Here is a 21,726-nt window from a genome sequence, read left to right as displayed (position 1 = left end):
CAAACAAAGAATTGAGTTAAAATGGGAATATAAACCATTTTACTTAAAAATATTGAAAGTAGTCGAAGAAAAGCATGAGTACGAATTTGAAATTACATTTCTAGAAGCTAGTGGAAGTGCATTTGATAAATATGGGACACATCTCCCTGCTATTACATTAGAAATAGCAGAAAAATGTGACGCATTAATCAAAGGGCCATTCGGCGGACCACCTGAAGAAGTAAATCACCCCAAGTGGTCTGGAGTAGAACAAGGAGCTATACTTCCACTAAGAAAGCACTTCAACCTTTTCACCAATCTTAGAGAAACAAAAGTGTTTGATTCCCTATTGCATCTATCTCCAATTAAAAAGCAAATCATAAACAATGTAGATATACTAATAGTTCGAGAGCTGACATCAAGTATTTACTTTGGAGAAAAAAAAGAGCGGATTATTAATAACGAAAGAGAGTACTCCGATGTTGAATCATACAAAGAATCAGAGATACGACGAATTGCCTTTAAAGCATTTGAGTATGCAAAGAAAAGAAGAAAAAAAGTCACTCTAGTCGCAAAATCTAATGTATTAAGAAGTAGTATTTTATGGAGAGAAGTAGTAAATGAAGTCGCTCAATCCTATCCAGATGTTGAAAATGACTACCTTCATGTAGATAATGCGGCAATGCAACTCATATTGAATCCAAAGCAATTTGATGTCATTCTCACTAATAATATTTTTGGGGATATACTTTCTGACGAAGCCTCTGTATTGCTAGGATCGATTGGGTTACTTCCTTCTGCAAGTTTAGGGGATACAACATTTGGACTTTACGAGCCAATACATGGTTCTGCACCAAGTATTGCCGGTCGAGATCTTGCAAATCCCATTAGTGCAATTCTATGTATTTCATTGATGTTACGTTATTCATTTAATGATGAGGTTGCTGCTAAAAGTATAGAGGAAGCAGTTATAACGGTACTTGAGTCGGGTTATCGTACAAAAGATTTGTTTGGGGAAGGTGATGATCGTAAAAAGTTGCTCGGTACTAGTGAGATGGGAAATCTAATTGCATCAATGCTAAGAGGAGCGGTTTTTTAGTTTTATTTTCTCAGGGAAAAAATGAATAGATCATTAGTGGATTACGCTAACGGGGAACGATAGTTGAATCGGGCAGGTTATGAGCTATTGAGGTACTATAAGCATTAGTAACAGAGAGCTCAATAGTCAAAACTAGAAGGCTGCCGAAAGAAAAAGAATCGGCACGCTTCTCAACCAAAGAGCTGTTTAGCTCCGATATTTTGAAACTTATAAATTGTTCCATATTTCGGCGAAATGGTTTGAATATAGCGGCAGCTGGTCACCCGATCGGCTGCCGTTGTCTATTGAAGTAACGGGCAGTAATGTGTGGTGGAGTCGCCGTCATATGCTATAACAAAATATACTCTCCAAAAGAAGTAAAGGAGGTTGCTGATATGGTCAATTGGACGGTTGTATTTCTGTCTTTACTTTTTCCAATTTATTTGGTTTTCAGGCTGGAAACTATAGTAAGGAAATTAACCAAGATCGAACGGAGGCAAAGTGAACTGCAGAGGGAGAATATAAAAATACATAATGCTCGGATAATAGCTGACCAACAACGAGGGACGGGAACTCTACCGACACATAACGGAAAAGAATAACGGAATACCGATGAGCTTGGCTTGAATAGGGAAACCAGCTCTCCTATTGCCGTTAATGAAATAACTGGTCGTCGGCTACGTTCAACTAACGAATAACGATAGTTGAGGGGCAGTTCATCTGGATGACTTGTTTCACCATGTGGTCGTCAATAATTTGGTGGCTATTTTGTGATCCGTAGATGAGGCTATGCGTTGCCACTTTGTAATTAGCCTGCCAGAGCCACTAGAAAAGTGATAGTCTTCTTTAGCTTAATGGTGACGGCTCGAAATGAGTCGATTTTTGACACGAGGGATTTGGATACAAAAATAGAATAAATTGTTTAGAGAAGATTTGCGAAGGAGGGGGACGGTTTGGCAGGCTGCAGCATTCATCTATTAGGCGGTTTTAAAATCACCTTTGACAAAGAAGAGTTTACGACGACTACATCCGGTGCAAAGGCCCGGCTGCTGGCATACTTAGTTCTAGCTTATGACATGCCGCAAACCAGGAAACAAATTGCCTTTGATTTCTGGCCGGACTCCACAGAGAAACAAGCCCTATCCAATTTACGGAAACTCCTTCACGATCTGCGGGAATGTCTTCCACAAACCGATCGATATCTCAAAATTACTCCAGCATACATTCAGTGGAATTTTGAATTACCCATTTATTTGGATGTGCGCGAGTTTGAACAGGGGGCAGAAGGAAAAACCCTTTACGAACTTCGCAAAACGGAAGAATTGTACAGGGGAGAGCTTCTACCCGGGCTTCAAGAGGAATGGCTTGGTGCGAAGCGGGATCAGTTGGCGCAAACGTATTCGTCTGTACTCGACAAGCTCATTTCTATTATGGAAAATCAGCGGGAGTACTCGTCGGCCCTATTTTTTGCGAATAAGATGCTTGTACTGAATAAATTAAGGGAGGAAACTTACCGTACGCTGATGCGGCTTCATGCCTTGAATAATGACATGGCGGGCGTAGTGCTAATTTATCAGCAACTGGGCAACATCCTGCAAGACGAGCTAGGGATTGGTCCTGCGGAGGAAACTTTACAGCTTGTAGAAAGGCTCACGAAAATAAGCAGCGAGTCATCGACCGCTGAACAAAGCAAGACTCCGCTGGTCGGCAGAATCAACGAATGGGGAAACATTGTTAGCGACTGGAAGCAGGCAACGATCGGAAGAAATTCCCTCCTGCTATTGAAGGGTGAGTCGGGAATCGGCAAGACCAGATTGACCTTGGAATTTAAAGCATGGGTAGAGAGACAAGGGTATCAAACGGCCATTGCCGGATGCTACCCGTCAGTAAGATCGTTGTCCTACACTCCGATCACAGCATGGCTCAGGAGTGTTCCTTTACCGCAGATCGGTCCGGTCCGGCTGTCGGAATTGACTCGTTTACTGCCAGAGTTGTTTGAAAGATACCCGGACTTGCCGAAGCCGGATCCCATTCAGGACAACTGGCAATTGAACCAATGGTATGAAGCGATAGAGCTGATGCTGCTGGGTCAGCAACCGCTACTCCTCCTCATTGACGATATTCAATGGAGCGATGGAGAGACGCTGCAATTCCTCTCTTATCTACTCCGCAAAGATACCAAGTCAAAGCTGTTAGTTGTCGCGACAATGAGAACGGAGGATTCTCCGGGCGATGCCGTCGGACATTTTGTCTCCGGGCTTCGAAACGAACGGAAGCTGACGGAAATCGAGCTAGCACCGTTCGGTGAGGACGAAACGAAACAGCTGATGGCCGCTACTGTTGGCGATGAGTTGGCAGACTGCCATTCGTCCAAATTATATGCGGAAATCGGCGGTAATCCATTGTATATAATGGAAACGTTGAAAGAATGGCAAACGGGTAGCGACAAAATGGAATTCCGATTTTCGCCTTTGGTGAAATCCATCATTTTAAATCGATTAAAGAAGCTTTCGCCGGATAATCGACATCTTGTATCCATCTTCGCCGCTGTCGGCAGACCTGTATCATTAGCACTTATGGCGAAGTTGTCAGGCTCGGGTGAGGAAGAGATGCTTGAAAAAATGGAGTACTTAGTACAATCGAAAGTCATGCAAGAGACAGAAGTCGAGAAGTACGACTTTACTCATGATATCCTAAGGGAATCTGCGTATACACTGAAAAATGAGAGCTTGCGCCGCCAATACCACCGGAAAATCGCAATTGGATTGATTGCTTTTCATCAAGAGCGGCTTGAAGCCGTTGCTGCGGAAATCGCCTTTCATTACGAACTTGCGGTTTTGAAAAAAGAGGCTATTCACTATTACGAAATGGCTGCATCTGTTGCAGACAAAATATATGCCAATGAAACCAGGATACAGTGTTATCGGAAGCTCATCTCCTTGTTGCCTCTCGAACAGATGCTACCAACCCTAATGAAACTCGGCGATGCTTTAATCATTACGGGAAATTGGAACGAAGCGGAGGAGACTTACAGACAATGGCTTGAACAAGAAGGGAATTCAACTGAGCTGCAGGAACGCTCTTTCTGCGACGTTGCGCTGGGCAATTGCCTGCGATTGCAGGGGAGATATGAGGAAGCAAGCTTTCATTTGGAACGGGCTCGACGCCATTTTGAGCTGATTGACGACCATTCCGGTCTTGGCTTTGCCTATGGAACGCTTGGTATGTTGCATTACTACATGGGAAATAACGACAAGGCACTTCAGTATTTGACAGTAAGAATGGAATTGCCTTCTTCCGGAGATCGAACGAGGGAGGATTGCCGTTTCTACGGCGTTATGGGGGGGCTATTCTATCATCAATGTGAATTCTACCAAGCGATTCATGCGTACAAGAAGCAGTTCAAGCTCGCAACTGAAAATCGTGATAAGAATGCGATCGCGAAAGCCTTGGGCGGATTGGCGCTTGTCTATCTCGACACCGATCAAATGGATTTGGCTTTCGACTGCATCGTTGATAAGATTGCAATCAGCCAAGTGATCGGTGATCGTATGGGTCTGACGATCGCATTGGGGATGCTCGGCAAATATTATGGATTTCTGGGATTACACACGATAGCGGCTGGGTGCATCGCCTTTTGTCTCGAAGAGTCAATTGCTGTCAAGGATTGGCGCTTTACTGCCAACTTGCTCGGATGGGAAGCCCATAACTTATTGTTGCAGTTTCGAGTTGAGGAAGCGAATCCGTTCATTGATCGCTCGCTTCGACTGAGCCGACAGCTTCGCTCTCCTTTTTTTGAATGTAATGCGCTCTATCTCATGAGTGTGAAGAGTTATCACCAGAATCAATACGATCATGCAGTGGAAATTGCGGAAGAAGCACTGAAGATCGCTAATAAGCTTAATCGTCGAGATATGCAACTCAAGCTTTTATTGCATTTGAATGCGGGGTTAAGGCGAACAAACCCGATTGAGGCCTTGGAGCAACTTCATAAATTGCTGAAGCAGTATTCCGATCAGCAGGAACAGGCAGCCATTTACTATGCGATGTGGAAGTTGAATTCCGAATCCTCAGAATTTCGGATCAATGCGCTATCTTTGAATGAAGAGCTTTACCGAAAGTCAGGTAAAGAAGAATATCGTGTACGTTGCAGCGAAATGAACGGTTTATGCGATGTCGCCGCCGTGGTGCGTCCAATGCCGCAGTTTGCTGCCGAAGTCACACAACACAAAAGCATCACCGAAACCATTTTGAAGGAAATAGATTGTTATTTGAAGTTAAAGTCATAATCGCGAAAGTTAACCAAGAAGCGCTTTTGAAGCGCTTCTTTCTTTATGATGTAACTAGGATATCTTCTATCCCATCTGCCTTGGCAAATGCCGAGAGTCTATTTATTATGCAGGAGGAAAAATGATAAAAACAGTTATCTATACCGTTAATTTATTACTAGTGGCACTTGTGGTCGGGACTATGTTCGGGGTTTGGTTTGGTATAAATCCTACGCAAATGTCATATCCCGCTTATCTGGAACATCATCAGAAGTTAATTCGATCTTTAAATGTTAAATTGCCGTTATTGGCAGCAGTGGGTATCGTACTCACTGTCATTTCAGCTGTTCTTTCCCGAGATGATCGTTATAGGATGTTGATGATGATTGCTTCGGCGATTTTTCTAATCATTGCCGGCATCATTACACGTTTCCTGAATCAACCCATTAATGCAAAGATAATGTCTTGGTTGCTTGATAATCCTCCCGCAGATTGGATGAGATTGCGTGATGACTGGTGGAAGTGGCATATTGTACGGTTGATTGCTGGACTGATCGGGCTAAGCCTACTTATTATTGCACTGTTAATTCATTGATCTTTCAAATATTCCCTATAAAAAGAGGTGCAATTGTGAAACGGCAAACAGTTGCTTTAGGACTAATCATAATGACTTTAGGAACCCTGATCACAGGCTGTGGAGGCAATGATATCCAGTCTGTATCGGAAGCTGTGGCGAGTCAAGTGCCAAAAACCGCAAACATTAGTTCATCTCATTCAAGTGAGGCCGGTAGATTAGACGACGCGGTACTTGGCGCGAAATTGAGCTATTTCGATTCCAAGTTCGGCACCGTTGTCAAAAAAGAGAACGAATCGACCATCGGTTATATGGATGGCAAGCTTCGGGTTCTTGAGAATTTTGGAATCGCTTATACGATTTACAATGCATACGTGGATCGCAAAGAAAAGGTGAGCGTAGAAGATGCGCTCACGTTCATCAAGCAATTCCTGCCCAAAGATGCCAAATTCATCAAAGACGAAGAAGACGCTACTACAAAGATGCATAAATACACCTATAAAAGCGAAGCTCTGAAAGCCCAAACGCAGTTGTCCGGACAATTAATAATCAACATCATTAAGGATCCGAATGACGAAGCCAACTGCAAGCAAGCGCAGATCAGCATTGATATTACGGCTATGTGAAATCGGTTGAGGGAGGAGAAACAATGGGTTCAGTAAAAAAGTCTCTTGCACTGGCCTTAGTCTATATGATGTCTATGTGCACGATAGGACCGATTCCGCATACGTTTGCAACAGCGAATATTTACCAGCTCACTATCAATAACTCGAGCTCCTATTTAATCGCAGGCCAACCGCATTATGTTTCCTTCACTACCGATAGAGCTATTTCGACAGACATGGACGTTCAAACAGACTATTCCACCGATAACGGTTTTACATGGCATTTCCTAAAAAGCAGTAATTATAATTTATATGAAATTACTTTTCCAATCGATCCACAGTTGACTTCGGCCATTTTCCGCGTAGGTGCTTCCTTCTCGCCGGTTATCGGCTCCGACAGCTATTCTGAGGTGAAGATCGGCCCATATCAAATTTTGCAGCCTGGTTCAATCACGGATTTAACTTCAATGGCGAATACGGATGGTACAATCTTACTGGATTGGACCGATAATACGAATATGGAATCGTATTACCAGATTACAAGGGATGGGCCTGATGGTTCAAAAATATTTTACGTAAAAGATACGATGGATCATAGGGGTCCTCTCAGATTTGTCGACAAAGATACAAGTAAGTATACAAGTACAATCTACGCTTACTCAGTGCTACCGGTCATTGATCAATTCAATATACTGGACAGCAATAGACCGGGAGTTGTCAGTGTGCTAGCAAAAACGATTGCGCAAAAAAGGCCTCTGGATACAATCGACGCCATAACCAATTTTCCTAGAATTACTGAACCTGACAATAATAAAGTGAAAATTGAGCTTGATTTTACCAAAAAGTGGAGTATGTATATCTTGGATATTGATAAAGTGGCCGTCAGTAGCATCACGTTAAATAAAAAAGCAATCCATCTGAAGCAGGGGGAGAGCGAAGCGCTAATCGCGGCTATTATACCTTCGAATGCAGCCAATAAGAAGATGACGTGGAGCAGCGAAAATGAGGGAGTCGCTACTGTCGATAATGCTGGTAAAGTGACGGGCATATCACCCGGTTCGGCAAAAATTACAGTGAAGGCAGAAAGTGGGGAATTTACTGCTGTTTGCATCGTAACTGTAGCGGATATTCAGAAACCGACCACGGCTACACCTACGATCCAATTTAATGACATTGATAAACATTGGGCGAGTTCGGATATCATGATCGCAGTGAAGCTAGGAGCCGTGAGCGGTTATCCGGACGGTACTTTCCGGCCGGATGCGAGTGTGACACGTGCGGAGTTCACGAGTATGCTCATGAGAGGGCTAAAGCCAATGGGAGAAGGTACACGACTTTCCTTCAAGGATAATAGTGATATTGAAGCTTGGGCGGTTCCATCGGTGGAACTAGCATTGAAACTCGGAATCATCAGCGGATATGCGGACGGTACATTCCAACCGAACGCGAATATTACCCATGCCGAAATGATCTCGATGGTCGTTCGCGCCTCCGGTCTCCCCACTGATAATGCACAGACAACCGGCTACGCTGACGATGCCATTATCCCGGAGTGGGCAAAAGCCTCCGTATCAACGGCCGAGAAGAACGGCATCATTATCGTGAGTGGCATTACAGGCAATAAATTTGCGCCGCAAGTACTGTCCAACCGCGGGGAGGCCGCTTCGGCGATCGTTCGTATGCTAAATGTTAAGAAGTAGAAGTGGTTGAGGAGTATGATCTTAAATTGATAACATGTAGAGGACGTAACCCAGCGTAGGCGAAGGAGCGTCCTCTTTTTTGAACGAATGGGCAGGAGGAAAATTACCGGCAGTCTTTGTTACGAACGAGCAGGATACAACCTTTCAAGTTGTGGAAGCGTAAAATGGATAAGGGGAAAATTGAGCTAATGGTTGGTTGAGGAGAGATATTATGAGTGGATACCCTGATAACCTGGCTTCTTTGGAATTATAAAAGAAATGCCTCTACTCTTCAAACTTTTTTGGGGCTTTATTTTTAACATTGTCTGGGAATCCAGTTAAACTACCAATTACTATGTGACTTTTGAATTAGTTAACCGTACATGCATTGAATATGTAGGTAAGAAGCGATAGATACGGTATTGTAGTAAGCGACTACAACTCACTTATCAAGGTACGCGTGTTAAAGAATTTCACAGCTAGAATGTTACGCTAACGGATAACGATAGTTGAGGGGGCTGCTTCGCGGCAGCTCCTCTTTTGTTATTAAAGTAACGGGCAGTAAAGTTCCAATATATGGTATTATAAGGATAGAGCATAATAGATTCCGCCAACGTAGAATTTTAGCGACGAGGAGTCAGTCTGCAACTAAACAATAAACTAAAGCATCACATAAGCTACTATAGAGGAGAAAAAATATTGAGAAAAACCCTAAGTATCGTTCTCATTGTTATTGTTATAGCATTTTTCTATGTTTTATATCGTTTTGGTCAATTTGATTCCAAACTCGCATTAAGTAATCAACTAGAAAACATCATACATGAACATGATCCTGCTAAAATTCAAACAATTTCATTAGATCAACCAACAGATGAATATCTTTTACAATTACCAAATAATACGAAGGCACACAATACTACAGATTTCCAAGGAGGTTCCAAAGAAATTAGTTATTTAGCTACCATCTTCGGAAATAGACCGCTTCATGTATATATGAAAGTAGATACCCAATCAAATTTCCATAAATTATTTCCTAAATGGACCTTGTTAAAAGTATCAGTTGCTCCTAATGGAATACTACCCTCTATTCCTGAACTCGATGAGGGTAATTAAAGGTAAACTAAGATTGTAGTTAAACTAAAGGGACACGATTGTTGAATAATCACATTACGGCAGCCGGCCATGACGATCGGCTGCTGTTTCCACGCTAACGGGCAGACTAGTTCAACGCTCAATTGTGATAAAATGAGATACATGGCATGTTTTCATTGTATAGGGGTGAAGAGTATGGATTCCGTAGTGGTTAATTTATATATTGATGATGACACTCCCGAGTTTACAAACAAAGATAACGTAGGACAGGTTGAAATTATCAGTAATAATCGAGTGATGATCACTTTAAGTAAAAATGGATTAATTGGTTTTGCACAGGAATTACTAAGACTGGCTCATAATGATTTTACAAACGGCTATCACGTACATGTCGATCCCAGCGAGAACGGATATGTTTCTCAAACAATGGGCTTTTTCTCCATGCCCAACAGTGCTGAGCTAATAATTTCTTGCGGAGATTTTGGGCCAATTGATTCCTATCTGAAAGAGTAACTAAATAAGGCAAGCAACTTTGAGGAACAGTTTGGGAACAAAACTAACAGCGAACGATAGTTTGAAAGATCTTATCGGCAATTATAATGGGAGGGATTTTATGAGTATTGGTTATAATCTCAAATTGCCTAACCATAAACAGTTTATGTCTGTAACAAGCCCCGTTATACTTGACCATACCAAATACATCGAATTTCAAGGAACGGTATTCAAAATTAAAAGAAAGTACATGACGAGTGAGTCTGGGGAAGTCATTGAAGTCATTAATACAAAAGGAGAGCCTGAAAAGATTATAAAATTAAATAAGTACGTAAATCCTTACTTACTTTAGGCTGATGGCTAAAGTAACGAAGAACGAGAGTTCAATAGTAATAGGAGAAGAGACTGGTTGCCTTCTCTGTGTAATGAGGTCTTTTTTATTAATAACCTATCTCACGGAAGGAAACTAACGGTATGAATGGAATTGAAGCATTCATTGTTGGAAGAGTAGAATACTTAGGAGAAGAGCTCTGGACGATAGAGGGACGAGCTTTTGAAGATATTAACTTAGGAGATATTTTAAATTATGATTTGGAAAGCACCAATGATAATACTAAATTGGAAGTTAAATTAGTCATAACTTACGGCAGGGAAGTTACTACCTTGTACAAAATGATGACAGGATTAATTGTTGTTAGTTCACAACAAAAATGTGAATTGAATAACATTAAGATATTATATAAATAGTTTATTTTCGACTTCGGAAAAAGCATTAGACTAACGAGGAACGAGAGTTCAATAACAACAAGAAAAGGCAGCCGACCTATTTGGATCGATTGCCTTTTCCAACAACTTAGTGACAAAAATATATGCTGATTAAAACCCGCCAAAAATTAGGGTTTATTTCTTTATAGGTATAAGAACTTGTCATTTTCCTGTGACAAGATCTTGTACCTCTTATCAATATTGGACAGAACTTCGTTATTAAACGTATTTTTTGGAATTTTAACCTTTAGTGACTTAAAGAATGGATATTAGGCGAATACACTATAAGTATAAGGGGGAACACGTCTATGGATAACATCGGAAACCGCTATATGCATGATCAACCGATTAAGCGGTTGACGAATGGGCTGTTGTTAAAAGGTATGGATTTGACCTGCAAACGTGATGTTCTTCTATATACATTCCAAGAGACCGACGAATCAGCGCATCAGGAAGCATTGCGGTGGCTGAGAAAAGCGTCCCAGATGTCCGACGAGCATTTCATGCACATTCTGGATGCCGGTTCTGAAGACGGAACGTTGTTCGCCGTTCTTCAGGCGGTAACGGGAAGTCCTTTGTCAGATCGGCTGAGTGATTTGGAGATAACCGGACACAAGGCACTCACGTATGTGCACGAGCTAGCAAAGGGCATTCGAGAAACTCGCCGTAAACGACTGCCAGAATATTCCGTTGACGCGGATAATCTGTGGATTGAAGATAACGGCAGGTTGCGGATCATGAACTTTTGGACGGAAGGTAAGAACGGGCGACGCGGTGTGCCGGGGCTGGCTCTGCTTCTGTATCAGTTGGGTGCCAAAACGGATATCCCGACATCCTCTATTAGTGCCTACTCATTCGAGCTGAACCGATTGCTTGCGGATTTATCAGATGTAACTCGGGAACGTGCCGTAGCTCTGGCCTGCCAGGCATATGAAGGGATTTGCACGCTTGCCGATTTTCAGCAGGAGCTGGAAGTACTGCTCGGGATCGGCAGCGAAAGGAAGGAGCCACTACTTACATCTGCTTTACCTGCGTACGATATGAAGGCTTCAAGCAGGCGGAAGCGGAAAACCGCCGTACCTGAGTCACATGCGTTTGTAGAGTCTAAAACCAGGGAGAGAAAGGCCGAGGAGCGAACTGCAGGTGAGCCTCAGGTGCGTATCAATGTGGCTTTTAACCGCAAAATAGCGGAACTACGCGGGATGTTCCTCGAATCGTTCCAGCTACGAAAATGGCATCTGTTTGCTACCGCTGGCTTCAGTGTGCTCGTTCTGCTACTCTGGCTGTCACTGCCGCACTCGGAGCATGTGAACGGTTCTAAGCTGCAGACAATTCCGACGCCAGAGTCCACGAAAGTATTGATGAATCAAACAGAGACTTCGAAGCCTTCCGCATCAGCATCCGCGATGCCGACTCCAATGGACGCACCGACGGCTAAACCATTAGACTCCGAAGTTCAGCCAGCAGACGATGACGGGGTACAAGCCAAGGCTGGCGTCGTCCCGGATTTGGTCGCTCATACAAGGGAGGATGCCGAAAAGATGACAATTGCCTCTGGGCTTCGATACCAGTTTATTCTGGAATCGAACGCCGCCGTTAAAGGAGTCGTATTCAAGCAAGACCTCACTCCCGGAACTGCAGTCAAAAATGGCGACCGTATTACGTTCTGGGTGAGCAAAGGGAAGTAAATCGGCGGCAAGAGCGATTTTTGAGCCACCTTTATAAGAAGAGCAGGTAGCAGAATTTGTGTTTCATTGATTGAACTAACCGATAACTATAATTGTGGGGCTTTGCTTAGCGGCAGCTCCTCTTTTTGTTCATTAAGCTAACGGGCAGTATTATTCAATAAGTGTGATATGCCAATTTAGAGGGATCGTTTTTTTATACAAAACATGGAGTTGATCTCCATACATGAAGCCTTAAATGAAAACAATCCGAAATTAAGTGCAAAGCAGCGTGAACGATTTCAAAACATTTTAAACCAAACGAAAAAAAATAAAAAGTAAGGTATACAACCCCCAGTTTTTTGACGTTGATGGCAGTACGTCGTTAAACTAACGGATAACGAGAGTTCAATAACAACAAGAAAAGGCAGCCGACCCTTTTGGATCCGGTTGCCTTTTCTCAACTAAATATTGTGTGATGAGGAAGTAATGCGTGCTGCTTATGAAAGTGCATTCAACTTAGAAGAAGCACAAAATTGGCTTAACAGACATCTTAAAAGATATGAAGAGTATGGTTTTGGACTTTGGGCTGTTGTATTAAAAGAAACAAACGAAATGATTGGTCAATGTGGCTTGACATAGCAAGTCTGGAGAGAAAAAGAAATTTTGGAAATAGGATTTTTGTTTCAAAAAGCGTATTGGCACAAAGGTTACGCAACAGAAGCGGCAATGCTTGCAAGGAATACGCTTTCTCAGTTCTTAATGCAAATAGGGTTTATTCTATTATTAGGGACACAAATATAGCCTCTCAAAAAGTTGCTGTTCGAAACGGTATGAATATTATTGATAAAGATACTAAGAATTTTAGGAATATAGATATGGAATTTTTTCTGTATTCTGTAGAGCGAACAAAATGAGCATAATACAAAGTAAAAAACAATTGATAATGTTAAATGCTATTATGAAAGTCAAATTGATAAATTCCAAGTTGTAGAGATAATTTTGATTCTCAATCGTTTTCAATTGCGAATATAAATATGTTTACAATTTACTACAAATGGCAAAACATCCTTTAAACTAACGAGGAACTATAGCTGAATAAACAACAGGTGAAGGCTGCAGACCGAAATGGATCTGTAGCCTTCTGTGCTAACGGGCAGATTTGCGTGGTGGGTAGAGAAGGCGGCCTGCAAGATTATCGGGTGCTTATTCTCAACTAATGGCAAAATTGTGCAATGAAGAAGGAACCATGCGGAATCACTCGAATAACATTAAGTACGCTTACCTAGAGAGGATAACACTTTCGATGATGATACATAGTAATGATTTCAAAAACCGAGATGAATACCGAGCAAGTTTCAATCGACTTTCCAAGCTAGTATTTGGTATTGACTTCGAAGCATGGTATCAAAAGGGAGCCTGGGACGATAGCTATAATTGTCATTCAATCGTTGCCGATAACCAAATAATTGCTAATGTTTCAGTAAGCAAGATGGACTTGATCATTAATGGTGAAAGCAAGAGGGCTCTACAAATTGGAACTGTAATGACTCATCCCGAGCACCGGGGTAAGGGGTTATCAAAACAACTTATGGAGTATGTAATGGAAGCCTACGAAGATACATGCGATTTGTTTTACTTATTTGCGAACAGCACTGTGCTCGATTTTTATCCCAAATTTGGATTTACTACCTTACCTGAACATCAATTTTATTTAAACTTATCTTCTCAACCTAAAGATAAACTAAATTTGCTGGATAAACTGGATATTTCGAAGGAAGACCATTGGAATTCAATTAAACAAATGCTTTATTCCCGTAAACCAATTTCAAAACATTTTGGTATCACAAACAACGAAGGTTTATTTCAATTTTACGCTTTGAACGTATTCCCCGAATGCCTATACTATTCGCGAACTGACGATGCCATTATCGTTTACAAGCATGATGGTGAGTTGCTGCATTTGTACGATGTTATTAGCGACAAACAGTTAGACATTGAAGCGTTGGTTTCGCGAATTACCACGAAACAAACAAGGAAAGTTCGGTTTCATTTTACGCCAGATCAACTCATTGACAAAGCTTATATAGAACCCTTTGGTAAGCATGAAGATGTCTTGTTCATTAAACCGCTTTTTAATTTGGGAAAGCTACCAGCGTTTTGTATACCAAAGTTGGCTCATGCTTAGCAGCTAAGCTCTAACGAGAAACGACAGCTAAATAGACAACCATAATATGGCTGCCGGTGAATCGGTGGCCCTTTCTAAGCTAACGGGCAGGTTAGTTGATACAAATTCAACAAAAGTGGTTGGTCTTCAATATCAATATTAGAACGAATCCATCTAAAATTAGTTGTTTTATTGATAGGTTTAAAACATTATTATAATCACATCCAGAATAATCCAAAGGGTGAGAAAAATGAGTGGTTGGCACGACTCTTATATGGGCAAACTCCGCAAAGTCATTGGCACACAAAAGATAATCGCAAACTCAGTACGGGCAATCTTACTTGATGAAAAAGGTCATGCATTGTTTATAAACCGTAGTGGTGATAGAAAGTGGGGTATGCCTGCAGGAGCCATGGAACTAGATGAATCAGTATTTGATGCGATGAAGCGTGAAGTTAAAGAAGAAACAGGGCTTGTCGTTCTTAAGGCGACATTAATTGCTATTTATTCTTCTCCAACAACACAAACATTTACAGACCGTTGGGGTAACGAGCATCACATAATAGAGTATCTATTTCGAGTCGATGAATGGAAGGGGACACTTGAAAAAGAGACAGATGAAAGTGTGGATGCTAAGTTTTACCCACTAGATAATCTACCGGAAGCTTCAACTGAGCTTTTTGCAAAGCATCACGAAAGGGTATTTAAAGATTATAAAAAGTTCGATGGAAAAATAATATTAGAATAGTAATTGTCATTGAACTAACGGATAACGTTAGTTCAACCCATTAAGGAGCAGTTTGCCCGGCGGCAGCTGCTCCATTTCTTTAAGCTAAAGGACAGTAGAGCGCAACGATTACTTATTTACAGCGTCCTAATATATGGGAATTGGTGCAGTGGCGGTAAAAAGTAAGATAAGGTGATAAATATGAGAAAGCTGATTTTATGTTTATGTCTAATAGCAATATTGTTTATATTCGTTGGTTGTGAAAAAGCTGCTAATAATACAGTTGAAATTATTACAGACAGAAATCTCTATATGAGCGAGATGTCTATCGTAAGAGGGATTAATATGACACCGAATTTTCAATCCAACAAACTTTATACTAACTTAGAGTACCATTGGTCTGCTGAAGAAGGAGAGTTTTCTAGTGATTTTGCTTCTCATGAGAAAGAGGTTAAAAATCAAGGTGAATCTGTGTTATGGAGCGCAGTTGAGGATGGAAAAGTAGAAGACATTAAAAAATCCTTTACGATAAGCTTATCTGTCATAGATGGAAATAGTCAGAAGGTGTTATGCAAGACAATGTTATCAATTACCCCCAATAATGGGGTATTTAAAGTGAATAATAATTAGTGAACAAGGATTTAAGCGGTTAACGTCCCAATAACAATAATATAGGATTACGCTAACGGTGAACGTTGTTCAATAAGAACTCAAGATGAGGCTGCCGGCATGAACAGGCAGCCTCGTTAACGTAACGGGAAAATAGTTCCAATAAGTGGTAATATATAGATAACGAGAAGGACGATTCAACTTAGGTTCTTTGTTCGACAGAATAGTAAGCTTAAATTAAATCGTGAGAGAAGCGGAGGAATATCATGCAAATTATGTTCCGTTACAATTGGTTGGTCAGGGAAGAATGGTACCGGTGGTGTGAGGACGTACCGGAGGAGGAACTGCTTCGTACTCGTACAGGTGGAGTCGGGGGGATTTTGCATACTCTTTTTCACATAATCGATGTGGAGTGGAGTTGGATTCGTTCCCTGCAGGGAAAATCAGATTTTCAAGAAAGTTTTGAAAGTTACAGTAGTTTGGAGAAAGTCCGGAACCTGGATGCAGCGTTCCGGCCTGAAGTGCAACCGTTTGTACATTCCTGGGACGTAGGTATGGAGACTCGCCCATTTTACGATCCCCAACCGGACGGGAAAATGGCCGTCGATGCGTGGGGTGAAGTAATGCGTCACATAATCGCACATGAAATCCACCATATTGGCCAACTATCGGTCTGGGCGAGAGAAGTTGGCAAAAAGCCTGTGTCAGCTAATGTTATTGGCAAAGATCTCATCAAACCCCAGTTGTTACGCTAACGAGGAACGATAGTTCATCTCTAAAACTGCATAAGGACGTGGCGAGATCGATCTGGTCGTATTTTTTACGCTAATGAGAAATGTTATCACAAACGGAGTAACAACTACAATCCTATATAGGGAATAGACCAATAACGCGGCCCTGGCGGCGGCGGACGGCTTGTTTTGCCGATCCGGACGGGCATGTGTGGGAGATTGCGCAATAGCGTAATGAATTAGGATTAGCAGGGAGAGGATCTGGATGTTGGACGATTCTTCGGCTATAATCGAACAATACATGCGTAATCTGGACAGATATTCGATAGAGCAGTTGCGATTTAAATGCAAAGAAAACGTATGGTCGGTCGGGCAAATGTATATCCACGTTATCGAAGTGGCGAAAGAGTACATCGGGCATATTGAAACATGCACCAAGGCAACACACGAAGAGCCTGAAGGCAAGGCGGAAGTCGGATCCAAGGCGCTTGCCGAAAAAGAGTGGCCAAATATCCGAGTGAAACTTGAGGAACCGCCCAACGCGACATGCAACCCAGAGAGTAAGGATGAAATCATAGCTGGCCTGGAGCAGGTGCTAGAGAAGTTAGCATACTGGTCGGGTTGCGTAGATGAGGCGAATCCGGCTTGCAAGGTGCGCCATGGCTGGTTTGGCTGGCTAAACGCGCGTGATTGGTTTGAGATGGTTGGTATGCACAGCAGGCACCATTTGCGCCAGAAGGTGAAGCTGGACGAGAAGTTGGCGGAAGCAGGCATTAGATAGCCCGATTTTCTAAAGCTTTTTGCTCACTTATGATTAAACTAACGGGATAACGATAGTTTATCACCGAATGATAAGGCAGTCGATTACAATGGATCGGCTGCCTTAATTACATTAAAAATGGGCAGATTAGGGGTTCAAATTATCAAAGGGGAGCTGCATATTATGTTTGAAAATTTTATTAAAACGAGGTCGCAAAATTTAAAGGTTCGATTCTACAGTAGTTCATTACAGAAAGACATGGAAGCTCTAATCTACTTACCTCAATTCTATAATGAAGAAGAGGTATATCCTGTTCTCTATCTGCTGCATGGTTTTTCAGGAAATCAAAGTAGCATGCTAATTCTTCACGGGATGGAAAGTGTACTTGATAAGCTTATTGGAGGAAAGAAAATCGGTCCACTTATTGTTGTAGCACCTTAATACGAGGGGAGCTACGGTATAAATTCTGCATTAGAAAGTAGAATTTGGAGTCAGAATGAGGATGGCTCAAACAAACGCTATGAAGGACGTTATGAAGACTTTTTAACAAAAGACTTAATTGAATATATCGATGCTAATTTCTCAACAATATCTAATCGTGCAAACAGATTATATAACCACCAGTTGATTCAACTAACGGGAAACTGATAGTTGAGGGGCTTGCTTCGCGGCAACTCCTCTTTTGTTTATAATAGAAATGGGCAGGTTTTTTTGATAAATGGTCAAATGGAAATGTACAAGCTAAATAATGGAAGCAAAGAATTAAATTAGCAGACACATAAGAAAGGGTGGCACATATGAAAAAGTACAATATTATTCGTCCTATCATTCTGATTGTGGTTGCACTCCTAACGAAAAGCTTGGTTACCAATCTTTGCATGTTGCTGGGAATGGAATCCGAGTCAGCCAAAACCATGGGATTCGGTGCGATGGTAATCGCCGCGCTCGTGGTCTTTTCCAGAAACCGAAGAAGTTCGAAATAGGATTTGCACCGCGCGATCGGCATTTCGCCAAGGGTGTTCGAGATATCGTTACTAAGGGTGAACGAGAGTTGAGTACATGTCACACGATTGAAATCTTATTTTCATTTGGTATTAATCATTAAAGTTTATAATAAAAACCGACCCCCTTTAAAATATAAACTTAGACCCGCAGCCCGTTGCTGTGGGTCTCTTTTTGTTATTGAACTAAAGGGCAGATTAGTGCAACCCTTTATGATAAATACGGCATAATTTTGTCAAGGGTGTTTGCAGTGAAAATAGAAAAAATTGATAGTGGTCATTTATAACGATACCTAAAGAGAGTATGAAAAAAATTACCCGAATTTGATTAAACCATAACTAAATCCCACGCTTCACCTTGTAAGAATGCATACCTTATCCTTGGTAATGAAATTTGAAATGTCCAAGGAGGGTAATTCTATGGCGACAAAAATCAAACAAGTCCAAAAGACAGTTTCCGGAGAAATAGATGTTTTCGTCGGAGCAACCGATTTCAAATCGCAAGTACTTCTTGATACAGAATGTGGCGGTGCCATTGAAAATAATTTGAGTATAATTCCTGACGGTGCCGTTATTACGTTGCGTCGCGGAACGATAGCTCGCAAGGTGACGGTTAAACAAGAAGGTTCAGGTGAATGTGTTGCTAACTTTATGTTTGTAAGTAAGGTTTTAGCAGAAACATTTCAATTCAAACCTAATACACGCTTCGTAGGGACATACAATCCTGCGAACAAAACATTAACCTTGCGTCGAAAACCAGTGACGGTCCGTAACGTATTGGTAGCCTCCAGTTCGAATATAAGGTTAGGAAACGTAGCTATTGGAGACGGACTGGCGATTTCGATGGGTAACTACTTAGATGGGGGAGCTCTTCTAACTTTGAAACACGGTGCAACGCGGTTACGGCTTCGTTATGTTCGTATAGCGGACATTTTTAATAACGATTTCCGCCTAAATCCACTTAACATTCGTAGGCTGGGACTTAATGCTGGGAAGACGTATAAAGTCGCCTATAATCAATGTACAAGAGAGATAACTTTCTTAACATAAACGCTGATTTTGAAGCGATAAAGTGTTTACTGGTCGCAGGACAGGAACTCTGATCCTTTCCGATTTAACCTATGCTAGTTCCGTAAGTTAGCTGATCCCACATACAGGGAGTTACATCGCAGTTTTTTTTGTTTAATCGGATAAAGTTGTTGTCATGGCCAATTTACAAGAACTTTATACCATTCCCGATTTTGACAAGATATTCTTTAATTCCTTATCCTTTATTCAGCTAACGGGGAACGATAGCTCAATAAACAACTTGAAGGCTGCCGAACAAATGATTCGGCAGCCTTCATTAAGCTAACGGGCAGTTTAACGTGGTGGCTACGCAGAAAACTACTGAACGATACTCTAACAGTAGGGGTTAATTATGCAGGAAAAATATAATTTCAAGGTTGATTGGTGCAACGTTTGTGATCAAGGCTGGATTGAGATAAAAAAAACATGTGAAAAATCATACTCAACTTATATTTAAATGTTCTGAATGCTTCGTGGAGTTCGAAAAATATGAAGATATAAATAAGAAGGCGATGAAAAGAGAAATAAGTTTTAGTTCATTTGAGCCAACAGATGATGAAGTTCACCGTAATGGACTTTGGGGCTACATCATCAAGGAGTGGAAAAAGAAAGAGATGGTTCGTAATGACGGGGTACTTTGGAAAGTATGGTCAGAAGAGAAGAAGATGTTTGTAACACCTTAAATTCAAGCTACATACTGAGTAACGATAGAACGTTAAGCTAAGGCAAGAATGATAGTACAATAAACAGGGAGCAGATTGCCGCGGCAGCTGCTCCCTGTTTTGATTAAAGTATAGGGCAGATTACAGGATTGATTGTCCGAGTAGATAACCATTTTATGTTATTATTGCTTAGAAGAACGATAGGAAATATAAAGGGACGTGAACGGAGTTGAAGAATATAAAGAGAATCAGAATCAATGTACTTTTATTTATTTCTTTTTCTATAGTCGTAGCAATTGCATTTGTTTTCAACAATAAACAGGTTAATAAGATTAGTTATCTTGCTCTGGGGGATTCAATTCCAGCAGGAATTTCGCCATACTCAGGTACATCATCAACTAGATATGAAAAAAGCTATCCTGATTTCGTTTCAGAGTATCTTGGACAAAAAGGGAAAATAGAATACACCAAAAAATATGCAGTTCCAGGGAGTACAACGTTAGATTTACTAAATGATATAAGAAATAATACCAGCAAAGAGAATGAACCAATAAGAAATAGATTACAGAAAGCAAACTTAGTCACAATCGGAATAGGAGCTAATGACCTTTTTCAAAGCTATAATCGAAAAGTGATAGATACACAAAACGTAATAAAAACAATTAGTGGAAATCTTGCTGATATAATTGATGAAATAAAAAGGATAAATCCATCCGTTAAAATTTACATTGTCGGGTATTACAACTTACTTCCACTGAAAATAAACGATGTTAGTGAAAAATATAATCATGATTATACAGAACTTAATACGAATTTTGAAGAAATAGCTTTAAAGAAAGAGGCGGGATTTGTAACAACAGATGAGATTTTTAGAGATAACTACGGAGACTTTCTACCAGTGATTGGAGATGTGCATCCAAACGAGTTAGGTCATGAAATAATATCAAAAAAAATAATTGAAACTATGAAAAATTAAATTATAACTTACGAATTACTGTAAAGAAGAATGAATTAAACTAACGGGAAACAATAGTTCAATAAGCTAAGTCAGGTAGCTCTGCTACTTTGACTTAGCTTATTTCATTTCAGGGATATTATTTAATAAGTACTTATTCCTTAGATTTAAACATTTCACCAATTGCTCCAACAGTTCCAAGTGTTTCCACAACTTTGGAAGGAATGAAGACCTTGTTCGCAGAACCTTTCGCAATTTCTGCAAGAGCCTCGAAGGACTTGTAAGCGAGTATTTTTTCGTCAAGACCCGCCTCTCTAAGCAATTCTATTCGCGTTTTCTCTGCTGCTGCGACCGTCTTATTTATGAAATATCAGAACTATATGGGCAAAGTTTTAAAGATTTTCAAGAATTTTTTGTCAGTAATCAAGATGAATTACATCTCATTGAACCATATCCATTCCTACAAGAAACACTTTCTAGGTTCGCCAATGAAGTGAAATTTACAATTATGACTGGAAGACCAGTTGAATGGATGGAATGCGTTAATAAGTGGATTACAGAAAATGATATTATGATTGAATCATCGTTATGTGCATCACAATTCCCGAATGGGAAGATAGAATGTGCAATATTAAATGGGGTGTCGCTTTTTATTGAAGACCATCCAGCTCATGCATTAGCGATAGCTGAAGGGGGAGTTAATGTACTGTTGATTGATAAGCCATATAATCAAGAGTTTCAGCACGAAAGGATTACAAGAGTGAGGGATTGGCAAGAGATTGGCAAAATCCTCGGTGTTATTAATCTATCGGCCAGAAGTACGTGGTGATGTGAACGTTAAGATAGCTGG

General features: G+C 40.9%; 24 protein-coding genes and 1 pseudogene. 24 read left to right on the top strand and 1 reads right to left on the bottom strand.

Annotated features, from left to right (window positions below; translation table 11 throughout):
* The first annotated feature begins 52 nt into the window (after positions 1-52).
* The 23 genes from leuB (at position 53) to AC58QG_RS02690 (ending at position 20,897) form a co-directional block, all read left to right on the top strand.
* Positions 53-1,078, top strand: a complete 1,026-nt coding sequence (leuB, locus tag AC58QG_RS02800) for a 3-isopropylmalate dehydrogenase (RefSeq protein WP_497360553.1) — start codon at positions 53-55, stop codon at positions 1,076-1,078.
* A 932-nt stretch (positions 1,079-2,010) separates the two neighbouring features.
* A complete protein-coding gene (locus tag AC58QG_RS02795; protein ID WP_497360551.1) occupies positions 2,011-5,346 on the top strand; it encodes an ATP-binding protein in 3,336 nt (1,111 codons plus the stop codon).
* 160 nt (positions 5,347-5,506) lie between these two features.
* Entirely contained in the window at positions 5,507-5,920 is a 414-nt protein-coding gene (locus AC58QG_RS02790; protein ID WP_497360549.1) for an anthrone oxygenase family protein, read from the top strand.
* 35 nt (positions 5,921-5,955) lie between these two features.
* On the top strand, positions 5,956-6,525 hold the full coding sequence (locus AC58QG_RS02785; RefSeq protein ID WP_173120223.1) for a hypothetical protein: 570 nt from the start codon (positions 5,956-5,958) through the stop codon (positions 6,523-6,525).
* A 23-nt stretch (positions 6,526-6,548) separates the two neighbouring features.
* Positions 6,549-8,204 (top strand): S-layer homology domain-containing protein, encoded by a 1,656-nt coding sequence (locus AC58QG_RS02780; RefSeq protein WP_497360547.1) that lies wholly within the window; start codon positions 6,549-6,551, stop codon positions 8,202-8,204.
* A gap of 678 nt (positions 8,205-8,882) precedes the next feature.
* A complete protein-coding gene (locus AC58QG_RS02775) occupies positions 8,883-9,296 on the top strand; it encodes a hypothetical protein (protein WP_497360545.1) in 414 nt (137 codons plus the stop codon).
* Between the two features lie 174 nt (positions 9,297-9,470).
* Positions 9,471-9,788: an Imm32 family immunity protein gene (locus tag AC58QG_RS02770; protein WP_497360543.1), complete on the top strand. Its 318-nt coding sequence runs from the start codon at positions 9,471-9,473 to the stop codon at positions 9,786-9,788.
* A gap of 100 nt (positions 9,789-9,888) precedes the next feature.
* A complete protein-coding gene (locus AC58QG_RS02765) occupies positions 9,889-10,119 on the top strand; it encodes a hypothetical protein (protein ID WP_497360541.1) in 231 nt (76 codons plus the stop codon).
* Positions 10,120-10,241: 122 nt separating this feature from the next.
* Complete coding sequence (locus AC58QG_RS02760) at positions 10,242-10,514, top strand: hypothetical protein (RefSeq protein WP_497360539.1); 273 nt, start codon at positions 10,242-10,244, stop codon at positions 10,512-10,514.
* Between the two features lie 326 nt (positions 10,515-10,840).
* On the top strand, positions 10,841-12,220 hold the full coding sequence (locus tag AC58QG_RS02755; RefSeq protein WP_497360537.1) for a PASTA domain-containing protein: 1,380 nt from the start codon (positions 10,841-10,843) through the stop codon (positions 12,218-12,220).
* A gap of 465 nt (positions 12,221-12,685) precedes the next feature.
* Positions 12,686-12,838 carry a GNAT family N-acetyltransferase gene (locus AC58QG_RS02750; protein ID WP_497360535.1) on the top strand — a complete coding sequence of 51 codons (153 nt, stop codon included), beginning with the start codon at positions 12,686-12,688 and terminating at the stop codon, positions 12,836-12,838.
* A complete protein-coding gene (locus AC58QG_RS02745; protein WP_497360533.1) occupies positions 12,823-13,113 on the top strand; it encodes a GNAT family N-acetyltransferase in 291 nt (96 codons plus the stop codon). The genes AC58QG_RS02750 and AC58QG_RS02745 overlap by 16 nt, the downstream gene beginning before the upstream one ends.
* 389 nt (positions 13,114-13,502) lie before the next feature.
* Positions 13,503-14,384, top strand: coding sequence for a GNAT family N-acetyltransferase (locus AC58QG_RS02740; RefSeq protein ID WP_497360531.1), 882 nt, complete (start codon positions 13,503-13,505; stop codon positions 14,382-14,384).
* Between the two features lie 229 nt (positions 14,385-14,613).
* Positions 14,614-15,111 (top strand): NUDIX domain-containing protein, encoded by a 498-nt coding sequence (locus tag AC58QG_RS02735; RefSeq protein WP_497360529.1) that lies wholly within the window; start codon positions 14,614-14,616, stop codon positions 15,109-15,111.
* A 180-nt stretch (positions 15,112-15,291) separates the two neighbouring features.
* Positions 15,292-15,720, top strand: coding sequence for a hypothetical protein (locus tag AC58QG_RS02730; protein WP_497360527.1), 429 nt, complete (start codon positions 15,292-15,294; stop codon positions 15,718-15,720).
* 245 nt (positions 15,721-15,965) lie between these two features.
* A complete protein-coding gene (locus AC58QG_RS02725; RefSeq protein WP_497360525.1) occupies positions 15,966-16,454 on the top strand; it encodes a DinB family protein in 489 nt (162 codons plus the stop codon).
* Between the two features lie 241 nt (positions 16,455-16,695).
* A complete protein-coding gene (locus tag AC58QG_RS02720; protein ID WP_497360523.1) occupies positions 16,696-17,211 on the top strand; it encodes a DinB family protein in 516 nt (171 codons plus the stop codon).
* Positions 17,212-17,373: 162 nt separating this feature from the next.
* The gene (locus tag AC58QG_RS02715) at positions 17,374-17,631 is read left to right on the top strand and encodes an alpha/beta hydrolase-fold protein (protein WP_497360521.1); all 258 of its coding nucleotides are present in this window, start codon (positions 17,374-17,376) and stop codon (positions 17,629-17,631) included.
* Between the two features lie 356 nt (positions 17,632-17,987).
* Positions 17,988-18,173 carry a hypothetical protein gene (locus AC58QG_RS02710; RefSeq protein WP_497360519.1) on the top strand — a complete coding sequence of 62 codons (186 nt, stop codon included), beginning with the start codon at positions 17,988-17,990 and terminating at the stop codon, positions 18,171-18,173.
* Between the two features lie 438 nt (positions 18,174-18,611).
* Complete coding sequence (locus tag AC58QG_RS02705) at positions 18,612-19,241, top strand: hypothetical protein (protein ID WP_497360517.1); 630 nt, start codon at positions 18,612-18,614, stop codon at positions 19,239-19,241.
* A gap of 154 nt (positions 19,242-19,395) precedes the next feature.
* On the top strand, positions 19,396-19,545 hold the full coding sequence (locus tag AC58QG_RS02700; protein ID WP_497360515.1) for a hypothetical protein: 150 nt from the start codon (positions 19,396-19,398) through the stop codon (positions 19,543-19,545).
* Between the two features lie 187 nt (positions 19,546-19,732).
* Complete coding sequence (locus AC58QG_RS02695) at positions 19,733-19,942, top strand: hypothetical protein (RefSeq protein ID WP_497360513.1); 210 nt, start codon at positions 19,733-19,735, stop codon at positions 19,940-19,942.
* 208 nt (positions 19,943-20,150) lie between these two features.
* Positions 20,151-20,897, top strand: a complete 747-nt coding sequence (locus AC58QG_RS02690; protein ID WP_497360511.1) for an SGNH/GDSL hydrolase family protein — start codon at positions 20,151-20,153, stop codon at positions 20,895-20,897.
* Positions 20,898-21,030: 133 nt separating this feature from the next.
* On the opposite strand, the pseudogene AC58QG_RS02685 reads toward AC58QG_RS02690, so the two are convergent.
* A pseudogene (locus tag AC58QG_RS02685) lies at positions 21,031-21,228 on the bottom strand (SPFH domain-containing protein); the annotation flags it as partial.
* A 156-nt stretch (positions 21,229-21,384) separates the two neighbouring features.
* Between AC58QG_RS02685 and AC58QG_RS02680 the strand changes: the two are divergent.
* Positions 21,385-21,705 (top strand): hypothetical protein, encoded by a 321-nt coding sequence (locus AC58QG_RS02680; RefSeq protein WP_497360509.1) that lies wholly within the window; start codon positions 21,385-21,387, stop codon positions 21,703-21,705.
* Positions 21,706-21,726 lie beyond the last annotated feature (21 nt).

The organism is Paenibacillus sp. J22P169, assembly GCF_059691995.1.
Note: the sequence above shows the minus strand (reverse complement) of the source record. Positions and strands in the feature narration are given on the sequence as shown.